The sequence below is a fragment of the Nostoc sp. CCY 9925 genome, from assembly GCF_963920935.1.
Taxonomy (GTDB): Bacteria; Cyanobacteriota; Cyanobacteriia; order Cyanobacteriales; family Nostocaceae; genus Nostoc.
On record NZ_CAWUDO010000008.1, the window covers coordinates 78,090 to 94,144 of the forward strand.

Sequence of the window (16,055 nt, forward strand, 5' to 3'; positions counted from 1 at the left end):
GTTGGGTAACTTTATGATAAATAAAAGTACAGAATTAAACAACAATAATAACAAAGATAATCATCCCACAGACACTTGGATAAATGAAATAGGGATACCGTTGGGGCCATTAATTTTATCAAATGTTGGAGACGTACAACAAGGCATTACATGGGAAGAAGAACCTGAGAAAGAAAAAAAGCGGCAAACTCGATTTCTAGAAATAATCAAGGAAAGAATGCACTCTGTTCAACCTTTTTTAATTTCTGCATTGACAGATGCGCCTGATTTCTTACCTACTTCATTTTTACCAATAGGAGAAAAAACAAGTTTAGCAGTTTGTCGAATCAGGAGAAATTTTTCACTCAACGAATTTAAAGATTTTCTGGGAATAATTGAAAGTCATAATAGTTCTCTTTTTGCCAACCAAAGTAACATAGAAGAAATTTTTTCTATTCCCAAGACAGTATCTAATGAGCTTTTTAAGAATTATCATCCAGAAAATAATGCTTTAACTTTTTTAAAGGAAAACATCAATAATATTTTTTTATCTCAGTTTAACCCTATTGCTTGGGGAACTGGATTTCTTGTAGGTGGAAATTACTTATTAACTAATAACCATGTAATTTCAAGTTCAAATATCGCTAAACAATGCATAGCACAATTTAATTACATAGAGGATAACTTTGCAACTGCCGAACGATTAATAGATTATAAATTAGAACCAGAAAGTCTATTTATTTCTAATCCAAATTTAGATTATACACTTGTTCAGTTGAAAACTAATAGCTTTACTAAGCATCCTGGATACTCATTTGGCTGGATTCAACTGATAGAGGATGATAATAATATACTTCCTGGCTTTACTTTAAATGAATCTGAATTAACACAAATTAGAGAAGAAAAATTTACAGATAAGCAACTTCAATATATAGGATTTCAAGAAAAAGAAGGAAAAATATCTGGAGATATGGTTTTGATAGTTCAACATCCAAAAGGAATGTATAAAAAAATTGTATTGCATAATAATAAAATTATAGATGATGGAATTTACAAAAACTTTTTAAGATATACATTAGACTCTGATTATGGCTCTTCTGGTAGTCCTGTATTTAATAAGAATTGGGAATTAGTAGCATTACATCATGCACATAAACAAAGTTTACAACAAGGTATTAGAATCTATCGAATTATTGAAGATTTAAAAATAAAAAGTTTTGCCGATTCTAAATTAAGAAGCTTTATTCAAGACTATGTTGTTACTGCGGAACAACTAAATAATCCTCCTCTGCCATCTGCACTTGAATTAGATGGAGTAAATGACTATGTACTTTTAGAAAACTTTCAACATGTAGGGTCTATTGAAGAATTTAGTATAGAAGCGTGGATTTGTCCTTACTCGAATGAAGTAGAAACTACTGTCTTCAGTAAATTTTATCAAAGTAAACGTGATGACAAAATTGCAACACTTGGTTACGACAGCTTGCGTGTTTATATAACAACTGACGGTAAAATCGTTTTATCTCGTAAAATGCATACCCTTCCTACTCTACCTCTAGAGTTACCAAAAGAACCAGAAAGTAAACAAGAGGTACTTCTCAATCTACAAAGAATTCTCCAGATTTTATGGAGACCACAAGACAATACAAACTATGATGTTAAGTTGAGTGGTGAAGAAGATGAATTAACCAAAAAAGCTATACAAGAATTTAAATCTGATTACTTAATTCCAAATACAAATACAGAGATAAGTCCTCAACTTCTAGATAATTTGAATTCGCAAATTACTTTTATAAATTTATATGACTTAAACTATGATGATATCGATGCTAGTAACGAACAGAATCTGAGAATGCGTATTGATAAAAAACCTAGTAAAGGAGAAATAGTTAAAGGACTTCAAAATATCTTAATAAATTTAGAATACGAATGTGAAGTTAATGGTGAATTCGATGAAAAAACTAAAAATGCAGTCAAAAGCTTTCAAGAAGAGTGTGGATTAGAAAAGGATGGAGTATTCGGACCGCTAACTCAAAAGATACTGACTAATATTCAATCTTTTGATGTTAAAACTCAAGCGAATGTTATAAAAATTGGACAATTCAATCATATCTCTATAACTTATACCAATAAATCAATATGTATCTATGTAGATGGCGAAAATTGTGAATCAGAAATAAGCTCAGAGATGTCGATACATAATATTAAAAAACTAAAAGATAAAAGTAGGTTAACTCAAATAGGTATAGATAGCGACCAAGGGAGTCCATTAATAATAGGTGCTTACTCTAGAAAAAATCTTTCTATTTCCAATTATTTTTCATCTAAAGAAGGAAACTTAGCACTAAAAGAAGGATACTTATCGAGTTTCTTTCGAGGAGCGATCGCAGAAGTCCGTTTATGGAACAAAGCCCTTTCTTGTGAAGATGTTCAAAAAAATATGTCACGACGGTTAACAGGAAAGGAACCAGGACTAATTGGTTACTGGCGATTTGAAGAAGGCGAAGGGGACAAAGTACATAACCTAGCGTTTAAACAGAATATAGATTCTTCATCACAAGTTTATAGGATAACTCAACAGAGTGAAGAGGAGAAAATTTCTTCGAGTGAAGAGAAAGTAATTCAGCAAAGTCAAGAAAAATGGTTAATTCAATCGAACTTTCCTTGTTTACCATTAGCGTATGCACTCAAATTTGATAGCAAAGACGATCGCGTTGATTGTGGTAATGATACAGGCTTAAGTATTAAAGATGGGATTACAATCGAAGCGTGGATACAACATATTTATGGAAATGGGTTAGTTTCTGGTAGAGAAGATGTCAATCGTGGTTACTCTCTTGCTTGGGTTAATGGCAGAATTCGTGTAGAGTTGAAAAATGAACCAAATTTTTCTCTAGTAGAAACCCAAGAAATAGCTCCGAGCGATCGCAGATGGCATCATATTGCATTTACTTGGGGAAAAATAGTAGGAGAAAATCGTATATCTCAGGAAGAAATTGAAATATATATCGATGGGCTACGGCAAAATTGTGTAGTTTTAAAAGGAGAACCAAAAAGTGTTTTAATAGGAGGACAATATAAAACTTGGGGTTTCTTTAAATCTCTAATTGGCGAACCGAATGAAAAACTTTATATTGGTGGCAGTAATCTGCAAGAACAAGATAGTTACTTTAATGGATTTATTGCAGAAGTTCGTCTTTGGAAAGTAGCGCGAACTCAAGATCAAATTCAGACTAATATGTATCGACGTTTGCAAGTTCATCAAAAAGACAATGCAGAGGGACTAGTCGGTTATTGGCGATTAGATAACCTAGATGAGGAAAATCGGAATGTAAGTAATCTTGCGCCCGTTGGAAAAGCTGGTAAACATCATAGCAATATCCCTCAACCGTCTGTAGAAATTGAGAGTGCAAATACACAAGCAGATCGATAAATTAGTTAAGTTACTTCTCTATGTTTTTAGCTTGACTTTTTCTCTAAAATAGGAGTCAAGTGTTCTGCGATTCCCGCCATGCGGATGGTGCTACACCCGAATTTGTAAGCAAACTCAACGGGCTTTCCAGCACCCAAAGCATCATAGAAACCTACAGCAAATTCAATAGCAGCCTTGTCACCGATCGCTTTGTTCATGCCAATTACATAAGGAACGTGGCAAGAAATCGCCTTTGCTTGAATTTTCGAGTAACAAGCATTTAAAATAACACATTCAACCTGTTCAGAAAACAATTCAAACAAGCCTGCCAAAGCATCTCCGTTTACAAACTTGATATTTCCGGTTTCATCTTCCAGTACTAAACCTTCTTCTCCTCCACCATGTCCAGAAAAATGGACAATCTGGGGACTAAAGTCTAGCATAGCTCGTTGGACATCCCTACTACGCACAGCCCATCTCTGCTCTAGCAAAAAGCGATCGCGCAGTTTAGATCTTTGTAATCCAGCGTCTATTTCTCGCACTTCTTCTTGCAACCTATGTTGGGATGTTTCTTTGGGATTAGCGGCTAAGAAAAGAATGGTTTTTACCGCAGATATTCTACTTGAATTTGATTCAGAGATAGTCTGCTGATTAATAACTTGAGCGTTCTGGTTCTGTGCTTTAGGAATTGCTTCATTGTAATGGATCGAACCGGAGCTAGTCAGGTTTGTAATTGAACTACCTGAAATATTGAAGGTATTGTGTGTTGAAGACGGATCTGATTGAGACATAACAATTTAGAACTAATCTTAAAAGTGAAACAAGGGTAAATCAAGGGTTTCCGCAATTATTTTTAGATAACTTTACAACGTGTCTTGCCCCTGCTTCAGCTAGGCTATATCTACGCTAATCTATCTAATCCCCACTCCCCACAACCACAAAAGCAGAATTACGCAAACTTTGAATCGTGGCGATCGCATGTTTCGCTACAATATCAATTTCTTCTTGTGTATTAAATCTGCCAATACCAAATCGTACCGATGCGTAAGCAAGCTTTTGGGAATGCCCTAGTGCTGTGAGAACATGGGAGGGTGCGGTGGTTGTCGAGGAGCAAGCAGAACCAGAAGAAACTGCCATTACAGGCTGCAATCCTAGCAAAAGTGCGGCACCATCCACCCCCTCAACGCTGATATTCAAGTTTCCGGCTAATCGCGCTTGGGGATGTCCGTTGAGATGAACTTCTGAAAGTTGCGAAAGTTGTTCCCACAATCTTTGTCTGAGTTCGGTGAGACGTTGGGTTTCCGTGGCTTGTTCTGTCAAAGCGATTTCTACAGCTTTGCCGAAGCCAACGATTTGCGGTGTATACAATGTACCAGAACGCATTCCCCGCTCGTGTCCGCCTCCGTGTTGCTGTGGAGCTAGTTGTACTCTGGGGTTGCGCCTGCGGACGTATAAGGCTCCGATGCCCTTTGGCCCGTATACTTTATGTGCAGTGAGAGACATTAAGTCAATTTTCATTCCTTGCACATCCAAGGGAATTTTACCAATAGCTTGGGCAGCATCGGTGTGAAAAATGATTTGGCGATCGCGGCACATTTCCCCAATTTCTGCCAATGGTTGCAACACACCAATTTCGTTATTTGCAGCCATCACCGATACTAAAATTGTCTCTGGACGGAAAGCTTTTTCTAGCTCAGTTAAATCAATTAATCCATCTTTTTTAACTGGCAAAATAGTAATTTCAAAACCCAGAGTTTTTAGATAATTACAAGGGTCAAGAACTGCGCTATGTTCAGTAGCAACAGTAATAATATGCTGACCTTTTTTAAAATAAGCTTCCGCAACACCTTTAATAGCTAAATTATTTGCTTCTGTCGCACCGCTGGTAAAAACAATTTCTTCAGGAGTGGCGTTAATCGCTGCTGCTAAAATTTCTCGTGTTTGTTTAACAGCTGCTTCCGCTTCCCAACCGTAAATATGACTAATACTGGCTGCGTTGCCAAAGTGTTCTGTAAAATAAGGAAGCATCGCTGCTAATACCCGTTCGTCTACAGGTGTGGTAGCGTGGCAATCAAGATAGATAGGGCGAATAGACATAAATTAACTCAAAATTTTGCTCAAATTTTTTAATATACTTAGAACCTGATACAATTCGTTTTTTCTCCTCAACAGCGAAAATTCATCAGACAAAGCATACTTTAGTGTATTTTGTTTAGTCAGTTTTACAAAAATAAAATGACTACCATTTGTTACTAACCCAAAAGTAGGTTTGTCTTGGCTAGGATTAGTCAGCATATAAACAAGTGCTTGAGGTACAGCTTCTAAAAGAGAAAAGCTAGACCTTTTAGATTCAATTACTAACACCCAGAATTTTTCTTGAATAACTAAAATCTCAATTCTACCTCGAATAATTTCTTCTTCATCTTCCGCAGAAATTTCTATTGATTGTTCGCCTCTTATATAAAAAGGCTCGTCATAAAAACCAGCTAAGCTGAGCAAAGGAGATAAAACTACTAATTTTACCGTTTCTTCTGACAAAGGAGGATGTTTAACTAAACGCAGAAAATGAAGTTTTACTTTGTCTAGTTCTTGTTTTTCTGAATCTGTAATTTCTGGTAAAGTTTCAAACCATTCTCTGAAGAATGCGTCATCTTCAGCTAGCTGTAGACTAAACTTTTCCTCTAAATAGGCAAGCCCGACATTTTGTGCTTGGATAAATTGAACCATAATTTATTTAAAATATGCAATATATATATTATGACTTTGTTCTCTTTTTAACTAAGATAAAAACAAGAAAGATAATTAAATTAAAATTTGGCCTAATTTTTTTAAGATACTTAAAACTTTGTATAATTCGTTTTCACGTCTATATAAAGTAAACCTTTCAGATAATGCATACATCGGTTTATCTTTTTGAATCAATTTTATAAATTGAAAATCCTCTCCATTAAGTACCAATAAATATACAGGATAATTAGGCTGAGGATTCGCCAACATATAAGTTAATGCTTGAGGAATTGCCTTTGCCAAAGAAAAACTAGATCTTTTAGATTCAATTACAAGTAACCATAACTTATCCTGTAGAACAAGAACATCAATTCTACCTTTGATAATTTCTTGAGTTTCTTCAGTACTTTCGCGATCGCTAATAATTTCTTCGCTAATTTCTATGCTTTCTTCTGTTGCAATATAAAAAGGAGGAAGATAAAAATCGGCTAAATCAAGCAGGGGAGACAATACCACTAATTTTACTGCACCTTCCAAAAGAGGAGCGTTTTCTAAAACATTGAGATAGTTAGTTTTAACTCGGTCTAAGTATTGCTTTTCCAATTCGGAAATTTCAGGGAAATTATTAACCCACTCTGTAAAAAACTGCTCGTCTTCAGACTGTTGTAAAGCAAATTTTTTCTTTAAGTAAGCAAGAGTGACATTTTGAGCTTGAATAACTTGAACCATAGTTCATGCAACTGGATATACTACTATAGCAATCCTAAATCATTTGTCAAAATAACATATCTCTTTCTTCTTTCTTCCCTTTGCGTACTTTGTCTTGAAAAGTTCCGAGCGCCGGAAGCCGGCGCTCAGACTTTTCGCTGCGTACTTTGCGGTAGCCTGCGGCAAGCCGCTCCGCGTCTACGTTTCCTTCTCTATATTTTTCACAAATCAAATAAGACTGCTATATAGCGATCCTATCTCAGTTGTAAAAATTAACATAGACCCGCAGCAGCTTGCTACAAGCTACCGCCAAGACGTTTTCAAAAATAATTTAGGACTGCTATACTCGCATCCCGTTACATTTATATGACTGCTAGTTCCTGTAATTTAGATAAGACTGCTTGAGCATGACCTTTGGTTTTCACATTTGGCCAAGTATAGGCAATAATTCTATCAGGTGAAATCAAAAAAGTTGAGCGAGCCACACCCATATATTCTTTGCCCATAAACTTTTTTAAACGCCAAGCACCATAAGCTTCTACCAAAATATGTTCGGGGTCGCTTAAGAGGGTAATTGACAAGTTATGTTTGCTGATAAATTTACAATGGGATTTGCCAGAATCTGGACTCACGCCTAAGATTTTGGCTTCGAGTGCGCTGAACTCTTCATACAATTCGCTGAAATCTTTGGCTTCGGTGGTACAGCCGGGGGTGTCATCTTTGGGGTAGAAATAAAGCACAACCCATTTACCGCTGAAGTCAGAGAGAGTTGTTGAATTCTCATTTTGGTCAGGTGTAGAGAAATCTGGTGCTGGTTGACCGATTTGGGGAATGTTGCTCATGATTGCACTGTGAAAACCGTTTTAGAATTGTACATAGGTTAGGCGATCGCATCTCATTCAAAACTATGACGAATTTCTTAAAATAATGATTTAGCCTACTGGTATTTTTGTTTGTCCATTCCCACCCTTCAAAACTCAAATGTCTAAAGATATGCAACGCGAATTTGCCAACCGCGATGAGTTGGTGGCTTATATCCGCGAACAATTCCCAAATGCAACCGAACGCGATGACCACATTAGCGAAACTGTGGGAGGACGCAAAGCAGCACAAAAAGCGCTGCAAAAAATCGACCCAGTACGCTACGCACAAACACGCAATTTCTTCACAGGTGCAGTCACGCGACTTTCGCCTTACATCCGCTACGGCGTTTTGAGTTTGCGAGAAATTCGAGATTTTGTCCTGGACCGAGTACAACAGCAAGAAGATGCTACTAAATTAATCAACGAGTTGGGCTGGCGCGATTATTGGCAGCGGTTATATGTAAAGTTAGGAGATGGAATCTGGAAAGACCAGGAAGAATACAAAACTGGTTACACTGTGGCTGAATATGCACCTGAATTGCCGCAAGATATCAAAGAAGGAACTACAGAAAGAGTTTGTATTGACAGCTTCAGCCGTGATTTAAGAGAAACTGGCTATTTACATAACCATGCAAGGATGTGGATAGCCGCTTACATTGTCCATTGGCGGCGCACTCGTTGGCAAGCAGGAGCTAAGTGGTTTCTCGAACATCTTTTAGATGGCGATCCTGCTAGTAATAATATGTCTTGGCAATGGGTAGCCAGCACTTTTAGTCATAAACCGTATTTTTTTAATCGCGAAAATTTAGAACGCTATACCAAAGGCATTTATTGTCAGAAATGTCCGCTTTATGGTCATTGTGATTTTGAAGGTAGTTATGAAGAATTAGAACAGCGACTTTTTCCCAAAGGGAAATTTAGCAAACAACCCAACAGTAAAAGTTGGCGGTAGATTTAGCTATTGTCCATTGTTAACAAATCTGCTCTTTTAGGGCGGGCGAGACGCCCACCCCACAAGAGTTAATTGGATATTTTTTTCTTGTCAGTTCGTAATAAGAATAATAAAGCTAAAACCTTTATTACTATTGCTTATTGCAAGGAGAATTCTTAGTTAGCCATAGGTAATATGATTGAGCCGGACAAGTCTTCGGTTTTGCAACCTACCAAGCTATCCGACTCGGTTTGATATTCGGAGGTTGTCGCCTTCCTCGCTGGTTCAGGTCTGGACTCCTGAATGTACGCTCGATAAATTCCTACTTACCGACTCTGACTTTGAGGAGTACTCACGCCACAGCCACCGCCACCACGCGAAAACCAACATTGTTGTTACGATTCGCGCGCGCGTTCCTATTGCGATTGGCACAACGGCAATTCCTGGCGTTGTTGTTCCAACTACCGCCACGCAGCAGCTAAAATCGACCTGCCCCATGCTCAAATTCTCAAACTAAGTGAGAAATTTGATTAAATGTAGTGTATGATAATTTTGATATCAAGACACCAATTTTTGAAAAAAATTTTTGATCCGCCTGCGGCGGAGAGGGAAGAAGGGAAAAGAATAAGAAGTGCAGAGGGCAAAAGGGGAAGAGTGTAAAGGGCAAGGAATCCTCACGCCACAGCCACCGCCACCACGCGAAAACCAACATCCCTGCTACGAGTCGCGCGCGCGTACCTATCGCGATCGGCAGAACGGCAATACCTAGCGTTGACGCCCCAACTACCGCCACGCAGCAGCTTTATGTTATTATCTTTACCAGTTAACCACGCACTACCATCTGTCGGCGCACCCTGGTAATTGTCATTATATATATCTAGACACCATTCCCATATATTACCATGCATATCGTATAAACCGAAAGAGTTTGGCGGAAATTTTCCGACATCTGTTGTTTCCTCTCGATATTCACCTTTGGGTGCAGAGCCGTAGGGATAGTTGCCGTTGTAGTTTACTAAATCTGTGGTAATTGTTTCGCCAAAATAAAACGGCGTAGTCGTCCCAGCGCGACAAGCATATTCCCATTCGGCTTCGCTAGGTAATCTGTAAGTGCGTCCTGTCTTCTGGCTCAATTTTTCACAAAACTTTATAGCATCATCCCAACTCACCTTTTCTACAGGTCGATTCTCACCTTTGAAATAGGAAGGATTATTGTTATTACCTATAATTTTCTGAAAAATGTTACCCATTACGGCTTGATACTGGGCTTGAGTAACTGGATGTTTCCCAATAAAGAACCCAGGTACTTTTACCTGATGCTGAGGACTTTCATTTGAATATCGGTCTTTCTCCCCTTCCGGTGAACCCATCGTAAAGGTTCCCCCTGGTATCTGCACCATTTCCAAGATGACACCATTCCCCAAGTCTTCAACAAAATATTTCGCTTGACGGTTACTGCGGTTGGTGATTTTACCCGTTGCGTCTATCGTCACAACTTCAAATTGAAAGGTTTGTAATTTATTTTTTGATTCTGGTTCAACAACTATACCTGACTTGGATGATGTCGGATAACTAGGTTGAAGCTGCAACAACTTTTCAATTTCATCTAGCTCTTTATTAAGATGTTTTAGCTCAGTGTTCTCTGCTTGAAGTTGCTGTTCTAATTGAAACTGTTTGCTAGGATCGGTCTCAATAGCTAAAGCTGCTCTGATGCGCTTGACTTTCTCATTGCGAAGTTCCCATTCTTGCTGAAGTCTATTTCGTTCTTCTTCTCGTCGGCGTTTTTGACTATCGCTGAGATTTGAATGCGTTGGCTGGGGGATTTCTATTATTGAAACAGGTTGCTGTTGTGAGTTTCCTCGCAACTGAGCCATTTCTTCTAAAGCTTCTATAGCTTCCATATCTTGACCTGATGCAGCAGCTATTACCCGAATCCAAAGTTGCTTGGCTAAATCAAAGTCTTTTTTTAACTGTGCGCGATAAGCATCATTTTTTAAGGTGGCGATATCCGCTAGGGTTGCGTGTTGCGGTACAAGAATCAAATGGGATTTACTTACAGGCTCGGTAATAATATAAGGTGTTTGCTTTTTATTTATATGCTGACGCACTAGTTCCGGCACGCGAAAACTGAGATACTGGTTTAACCTCTCAACTGTGGCACATTTACCTTGAATTCCTAAACCTTCTAGTAATGCAGTGGTAAAAGCACCTTGTTGTAATGCTTCAATTTCATAAGAATATTCCTGTGGACTACAGGAAAAAATACTAATAACTCCTTGTTGACGTGCGTTCTCGGCTGTCTGTCTTCCAATACCTTCACCAGCACGAGTTCCCAAACTCCGACAAGCATCAAGAATCAATACAACATTATCAGCGCCGCAGCATCGCAGGCGTTCAGTGACATAATTAATGGCAATTGCTGTATTTTCGATATCTTCTGGATCGCCATCACAGGGCATGAGATAATCACGGTCAGCGTGTCTTATCCCATGACCGCTGAAGAAAAACCAAAAATTATCACCTGCTCCCATAAAGGGTTTTTCAAATCTTTGCCGCAAGACTCGCAGCAAGTTAGCGCGGTTTGGGCGAGTTGGTTTTCCTTCAAAATCAGGGGAATCATCACAGAAGAAGTATATCTTCTCAAACCCCGCCTCGTTGCTGAGAAACTGCTGCATTAACTGTGCATCCCGCTTGGCATAGTTTAGCGGTTGCAGATAATCATACTGGTTAATTCCGATCGCGATCGCCCAATTCTTTGCCATCTGGTTATGGTTCTTGGCGCTTGAATTTCATGCCATTTTGAGGTGTTTCTAGCATATTACTTTCAGTATTTAGATGAAATTGTGCCATAAATATAGATACAGCGATAGATATGGCAATTCCTATGACTAAGAAATTTTACTGAAGTATTGGTTTATAAGGCATTGCACTAAAAATATTTGTTGGGTTTCGCTTCTCTACTGGCGTGGCAAGCATAAACAACTGCCCGAATTCAATAAATGACTGCCCGAATTCAATAAACGACTGCCCGAATTCAATAAACGATTGCCCGAATTTAATAAACGACATCCCGAATTCAATAAACGATTGCCCGAATTCAATAAACGATTGCCCGAATTCAATAAACGACTGCCCGAATTCAATAAACGATTGCCCGAATTCAATAAACGACATCCCGAATTCGATGAACCGCAATGAATTATGAGACGCGATGAATCGCGTCTCTACATGAATAATTGGTTTATGGGCGTTGTAGGAAAGGCAGATCCCCGACTTTTTTGAAAAGTCGGGGATCTTGTATAGTGTTTATTGCATTAAAATTTGGCGGATTAAAATACTCATCATCTCGTTAGCGTAGCCGATTACCAATTAGTAATTATTTGGTCAATAACAGCCTGCCTCAAGAATAAACGCCTATTCCTGTGGAACCCAGATACCATGAAACCCATAAGGTACGCGCTGGGGAATTATCACCCGCGCTACAGGTTCAGCAGTTACATCTTTAGCATTCACCACTACCAATTCTGAAGTATCAGAACTTTCATCGTGGACGAAAGTCACAAGCCAACCATCATCTTCAGCCGTTGCACCCGGACGCGGCGCAAACACAGCTTCACCGCCGTAGCGTCCTTTTCCGTATTCATGGATTTGGGACTTTCCACTGCTGAGGTCGTATTTGATGATACCTTCAAATAAAGGTAGGGGACTGTTAGCCATTTTGTTAGTGTAGCCATATCGGGTCGATCGCCCCAAGAAATTTTCGTTGACGCGGGGAAATTCTGAAGCTACATCATCTAACATTTCTTCGCGCACTGTCCCGGTGCTGAGGTTAAATCGCCAGCGATACAGGCGAGGAATGTTTGCTTCTGGGTCGGGTTGGGAATCATCAACAATCAAGACGGTAGTAGAACTCATCCGAGAAGCAATCAGCACTACTTCGTCTCCCTCTTCGTAGGCGTTGAGAGTATGGAAGACGTAGCAAGAGGGACTTTCAAACCAGCGGATATTACTGTTATTACCATGACGTGGTACAATGCCGAAGCGACTGGGGCGATCGCGTTCAAACATCATTACAGGTTCTCCCCGTTGCGCTCTTTGGGGGCTAAAAGTCATCGGTAAATCCATAAAAATGGTGTAGTTTTCAGTGATGGCGAAGTCGTGCATCATCACGCCTATTGGCAGGTCAATTGGCACTGTCCATAACAGCTCGCCTTGTGCTGAAACCACACTATATTGTAGGTACGGTGGCGCATATAGAGAGTAGCCAAAGAAAATCATTTCGCCAGTCACCGGATCTACCTTGGGATGAGCTGTGAAGGCAGAAACCAGCTTCCCATCGTAGGTGTACTCGCCAATGGTTTCTAATTCCGGAAGCTTGATGGCGTGGGGACTACCACCTTCATTCAGCGCCAACATTTGACCAGCGTGCCACACTAAGGCGGTGTTGGCTGTATTTTTACCGGGACCGTGGGGATTATCCATTTGTGGTGGTTCTAACAACCCAGTCCAGATAGCCTTACCCGCTTCTCGCTCCTTTTTCCATCCTCTTGTCTGGACGTAGCGGTTACGATAAGTTGCAACACCGTTGCTAATTTCTATACCATGCAACATCCCATCTCCATCAAACCAGTGATATTCACCGATGGGCGGCCACTGAGGGTTAGGACCATTCCGGAGAAATATTCCGGATAAGTCAGGAGGTAGTTCACCAATAACTGACAATTTGTCAGCGGTAATTTCTTCGCGGACTGGGGCAAAATTGCGATCGAGATACGGATTAACTGCTATTGTTGTCATTCTTTCAATTGATGATAGTTACAAAATTTGGTATTCTGATGAATGTGGTTCTTGCTGACTAATGACTTTGATTGCTGTGTTCAACCAATCAATATAAGTCTGTTCTCTACGGATTACCAACTCCAGCACTAGCCTTTGCATTACCTCCTCACGGCTAGCAGACTCATCACCCAGTACTGGCAAATCGATATTTTCACATTTGACAAGCTTTTCGTTTCGAGCCGCTAATTGCTGCTCTAGTAGATGAATAATGATTTCATTAGGCAATCGATCTGCAAAGTGCAACTGCACCAGCAATGGTTCGCGTACAATCGGTAACGGTTGGTGAGTACCAAGCCATCGAACTAATTCAGCTTTCCCTGATGCAGTTATGCTGTAGACTTTGCGGTTGGGGCGATCGTGCTGAATCTCAATCGTACAGGTAATACAGCCTTGCTCAACTAGCTTTTCCAGGGTTCTATAAATTTGTGCCTGGTCTGCTGGCCACAAATGGCCAATGCATTGGTCAAAGCAGCTTGTTTTCAGGTCATAGCCCGTCATTGCTTGCTGCTGAAGAAGACCGAGAATTACATGTGCTAGCGACATGAAAACGGTTTTTCCATAATTACTGTTTACTCGATAGCCCTATCTATATACTTGCTATAACTTTATGCTAATATATGATTAATCAAATATAAGAGACGACCGCTATAAAAAGATATGTTAACTATAGTGCGTCCTAGTAAGAAAATCGATACATGAACTTTAGTTGATAAATACCAAAGCAAAAATTAAGTAGCTATTAAAGACTATCGTAACGAGAGGATGGGTAAAATTGACTTCTAACACACTTCTACAAAGAATCCGTCAACATCAATATCTGCGTGATTTGCGAAATAAATTATTGTACCTTCACAAGATGTTGCTAGAGACAGAACGCATCGCCTACGAACAGGTTAGTGGACGGGTCTCAAGTACAGAACTTCTGCAACTTGTCATCGGTCACGAACAATTTGCTTGGCTACATCGGATTTCTGAGATTGTTGTGCACATTGATGAAATGCTGACAGCAGATGAACCAATAGCCCTGGATGATTTGCAAAAGTTGATTGCCGATGTCCGCACTTTAATTGTGCCTTTAGAGACAGGTAATACCTTTGAAAGAAAGTATTATAACGCCCTCCAGAGCGAACCTGCTGCTGTGTTGGCACATGCGGAGATCTCAAAGCTTTTGATGTCTGATGTTGAATGATCGGCTGTCGGGCGCAGCATATTTTTTCGTATTGGCTGTTGACCCTGAGCGAAGTCGAAGGGTCAACAGCATGAGTAACTAAGTATACTTGCGTCAGTTTTTTTATGAATATAAAGAGCCAACGATCATCCCAGCAAGTAAGATAAAACCAATCCACACGTTTTGTCTGAACATCTCAGCATAAGCACGGTTAGGTAAGTTTTGCTCTCTTAATCGGAGAGATTGCCAGATCCAGCCGATAGTAGCCAGTGCAAGGCTAATCCAGAAAGGTAGGTGAAGATTGATGACTACGCCTAACCAAGCTAATAACAAGATTGTGCCAGCAAAGAAAATTCCAATAGCCATAGGGGCACGATCGCCAAAAAATAGAGCGCTAGAATTAATACCAATGCGGCGATCGTCTTCTTTGTCGCTCATGGCATAAACTGTATCAAATCCCAATGTCCAGAATACAGTTGCGCCCCAAAGTAGCCAAGTTGGTTGGGAGATAGTTTGGGTTACCGCACTCCAGCTAATCAAAACCGCAAAACCCCAAGCGATGGAAAGCACTAGTTGGGGAACAGGAAACACCCGCTTTGCCCCTGGATAAAGTAGAATTACCGGCACTGCTGCCACAGATAACCAGAAACTCAAAGGATTAAGATAAAAAGCCAGAACTGCTGCACAAGCTAGCGCCACTATAGCGACGACAATCCCAACTTTCACAGACAAAGCACGAGAAGCAAGGGGGCGATCGCGTGTTCTCTCCACTTCTGGATCGATATCTTTATCCCACAAATCATTGACAACACACCCAGCCGCACTTGTGGCTAGAGTACCTAATACTATCACGCCAACCAGAGGTAAAGGCGGTTTCCCCGCAGCTGCCAAAAATACAGCCCACAGGGCAGGAATCATCAATATTAATCGTCCTTCAGGTTTATGCCAGCGCAAAAGGCGGATAATCACAAGCCAAACTGGCTTCTCGTCGCGTTCTGGTGTCGTTAACATAGCATGGGGAGTGGGTATTGGGGATTGGGTACTGGGTATTGGGGATTGGGTATTGGAAAGTAGTATTTTTAATTTTCTTCCCTAGTCCCTAGTCTCCAGTCTCTAGTCTGTAAATTCCCAGTACCTAGTCCCCAATCCCTAGTCCCCAGTCTTTAATTCACACATCTTTACATCTATAGAATAACGTTATTTGTTATTTGTAAAAACATAACTGCAAGTGGCAACTTTAAAGTCCTTTAAGTAGTCACTGAAGTTGTAACCAGTAGGCTGAATATACTTAAGCTCAGTTAATCTCGACCAAACTGAGTATCCAGTGCTGAGTACTGAATGTCCAGTACTAAGTGCTGAGTAAGCAATCTTACTTCTTTACTGAAAACTCGGAACTCGAAACTCAGCACTGAATTGAAGCAAGTGTTT

General features: G+C 39.9%; 14 protein-coding genes. 3 read left to right on the plus strand and 11 right to left on the minus strand.

All coding sequences use genetic code 11. The features are described 5' to 3' along the window. The first annotated feature begins 13 nt into the window (after positions 1–13). The gene (locus tag ACM0OY_RS06710; protein WP_414568083.1) at positions 14–3,412 is read left to right on the plus strand and encodes a LamG-like jellyroll fold domain-containing protein; all 3,399 of its coding nucleotides are present in this window, start codon (positions 14–16) and stop codon (positions 3,410–3,412) included. Between the two features lie 26 nt (positions 3,413–3,438). On the opposite strand, the gene ACM0OY_RS06715 is transcribed toward ACM0OY_RS06710, so the two are convergent. From ACM0OY_RS06715 to bcp, 5 genes are all read right to left on the minus strand, one after another. Next, entirely contained in the window at positions 3,439–4,182 is a 744-nt protein-coding gene (locus tag ACM0OY_RS06715; protein WP_414568084.1) for a CHAT domain-containing protein, read from the minus strand. A gap of 124 nt (positions 4,183–4,306) precedes the next feature. Beyond that, entirely contained in the window at positions 4,307–5,488 is a 1,182-nt protein-coding gene (locus ACM0OY_RS06720) for an IscS subfamily cysteine desulfurase (RefSeq protein WP_414568085.1), read from the minus strand. Between the two features lie 3 nt (positions 5,489–5,491). Beyond that, complete coding sequence (locus ACM0OY_RS06725) at positions 5,492–6,118, minus strand: restriction endonuclease subunit R (RefSeq protein WP_414568086.1); 627 nt, start codon at positions 6,116–6,118, stop codon at positions 5,492–5,494. Positions 6,119–6,193: 75 nt separating this feature from the next. Next, positions 6,194–6,847, minus strand: a complete 654-nt coding sequence (locus tag ACM0OY_RS06730) for a type I restriction endonuclease (protein ID WP_414568087.1) — start codon at positions 6,845–6,847, stop codon at positions 6,194–6,196. Between the two features lie 341 nt (positions 6,848–7,188). Then, the gene (bcp, locus tag ACM0OY_RS06735) at positions 7,189–7,668 is read right to left on the minus strand and encodes a thioredoxin-dependent thiol peroxidase (protein WP_414568088.1); all 480 of its coding nucleotides are present in this window, start codon (positions 7,666–7,668) and stop codon (positions 7,189–7,191) included. Positions 7,669–7,807: 139 nt separating this feature from the next. Between bcp and ACM0OY_RS06740 the strand changes: the two genes are divergently transcribed. Further along, positions 7,808–8,641, plus strand: a complete 834-nt coding sequence (locus tag ACM0OY_RS06740) for an FAD-binding domain-containing protein (RefSeq protein WP_414568089.1) — start codon at positions 7,808–7,810, stop codon at positions 8,639–8,641. Positions 8,642–8,972: 331 nt separating this feature from the next. Here ACM0OY_RS06740 and ACM0OY_RS06745 read toward each other — a convergent pair whose 3' ends face one another. From ACM0OY_RS06745 to ACM0OY_RS06765, 5 genes are all read right to left on the minus strand, one after another. After that, a complete protein-coding gene (locus ACM0OY_RS06745) occupies positions 8,973–9,098 on the minus strand; it encodes an SUMF1/EgtB/PvdO family nonheme iron enzyme (RefSeq protein WP_414568144.1) in 126 nt (41 codons plus the stop codon). 196 nt (positions 9,099–9,294) lie between these two features. Beyond that, a complete protein-coding gene (locus ACM0OY_RS06750) occupies positions 9,295–11,382 on the minus strand; it encodes an SUMF1/EgtB/PvdO family nonheme iron enzyme (RefSeq protein ID WP_414568090.1) in 2,088 nt (695 codons plus the stop codon). A gap of 136 nt (positions 11,383–11,518) precedes the next feature. After that, positions 11,519–11,794: a hypothetical protein gene (locus tag ACM0OY_RS06755; RefSeq protein ID WP_414568091.1), complete on the minus strand. Its 276-nt coding sequence runs from the start codon at positions 11,792–11,794 to the stop codon at positions 11,519–11,521. Between the two features lie 240 nt (positions 11,795–12,034). Then, the gene (locus ACM0OY_RS06760; RefSeq protein ID WP_414568092.1) at positions 12,035–13,417 is read right to left on the minus strand and encodes a carotenoid oxygenase family protein; all 1,383 of its coding nucleotides are present in this window, start codon (positions 13,415–13,417) and stop codon (positions 12,035–12,037) included. 18 nt (positions 13,418–13,435) lie between these two features. Further along, on the minus strand, positions 13,436–14,002 hold the full coding sequence (locus ACM0OY_RS06765) for a PadR family transcriptional regulator (RefSeq protein WP_414568093.1): 567 nt from the start codon (positions 14,000–14,002) through the stop codon (positions 13,436–13,438). Between the two features lie 229 nt (positions 14,003–14,231). Between ACM0OY_RS06765 and ACM0OY_RS06770 the strand changes: the two genes are divergently transcribed. Then, a complete protein-coding gene (locus ACM0OY_RS06770; RefSeq protein ID WP_414568094.1) occupies positions 14,232–14,648 on the plus strand; it encodes a hypothetical protein in 417 nt (138 codons plus the stop codon). Between the two features lie 102 nt (positions 14,649–14,750). On the opposite strand, the gene ACM0OY_RS06775 is transcribed toward ACM0OY_RS06770, so the two are convergent. Further along, positions 14,751–15,638, minus strand: coding sequence for a 4-hydroxybenzoate solanesyltransferase (locus tag ACM0OY_RS06775; protein WP_414568095.1), 888 nt, complete (start codon positions 15,636–15,638; stop codon positions 14,751–14,753). Positions 15,639–16,055: the final 417 nt, after the last annotated feature.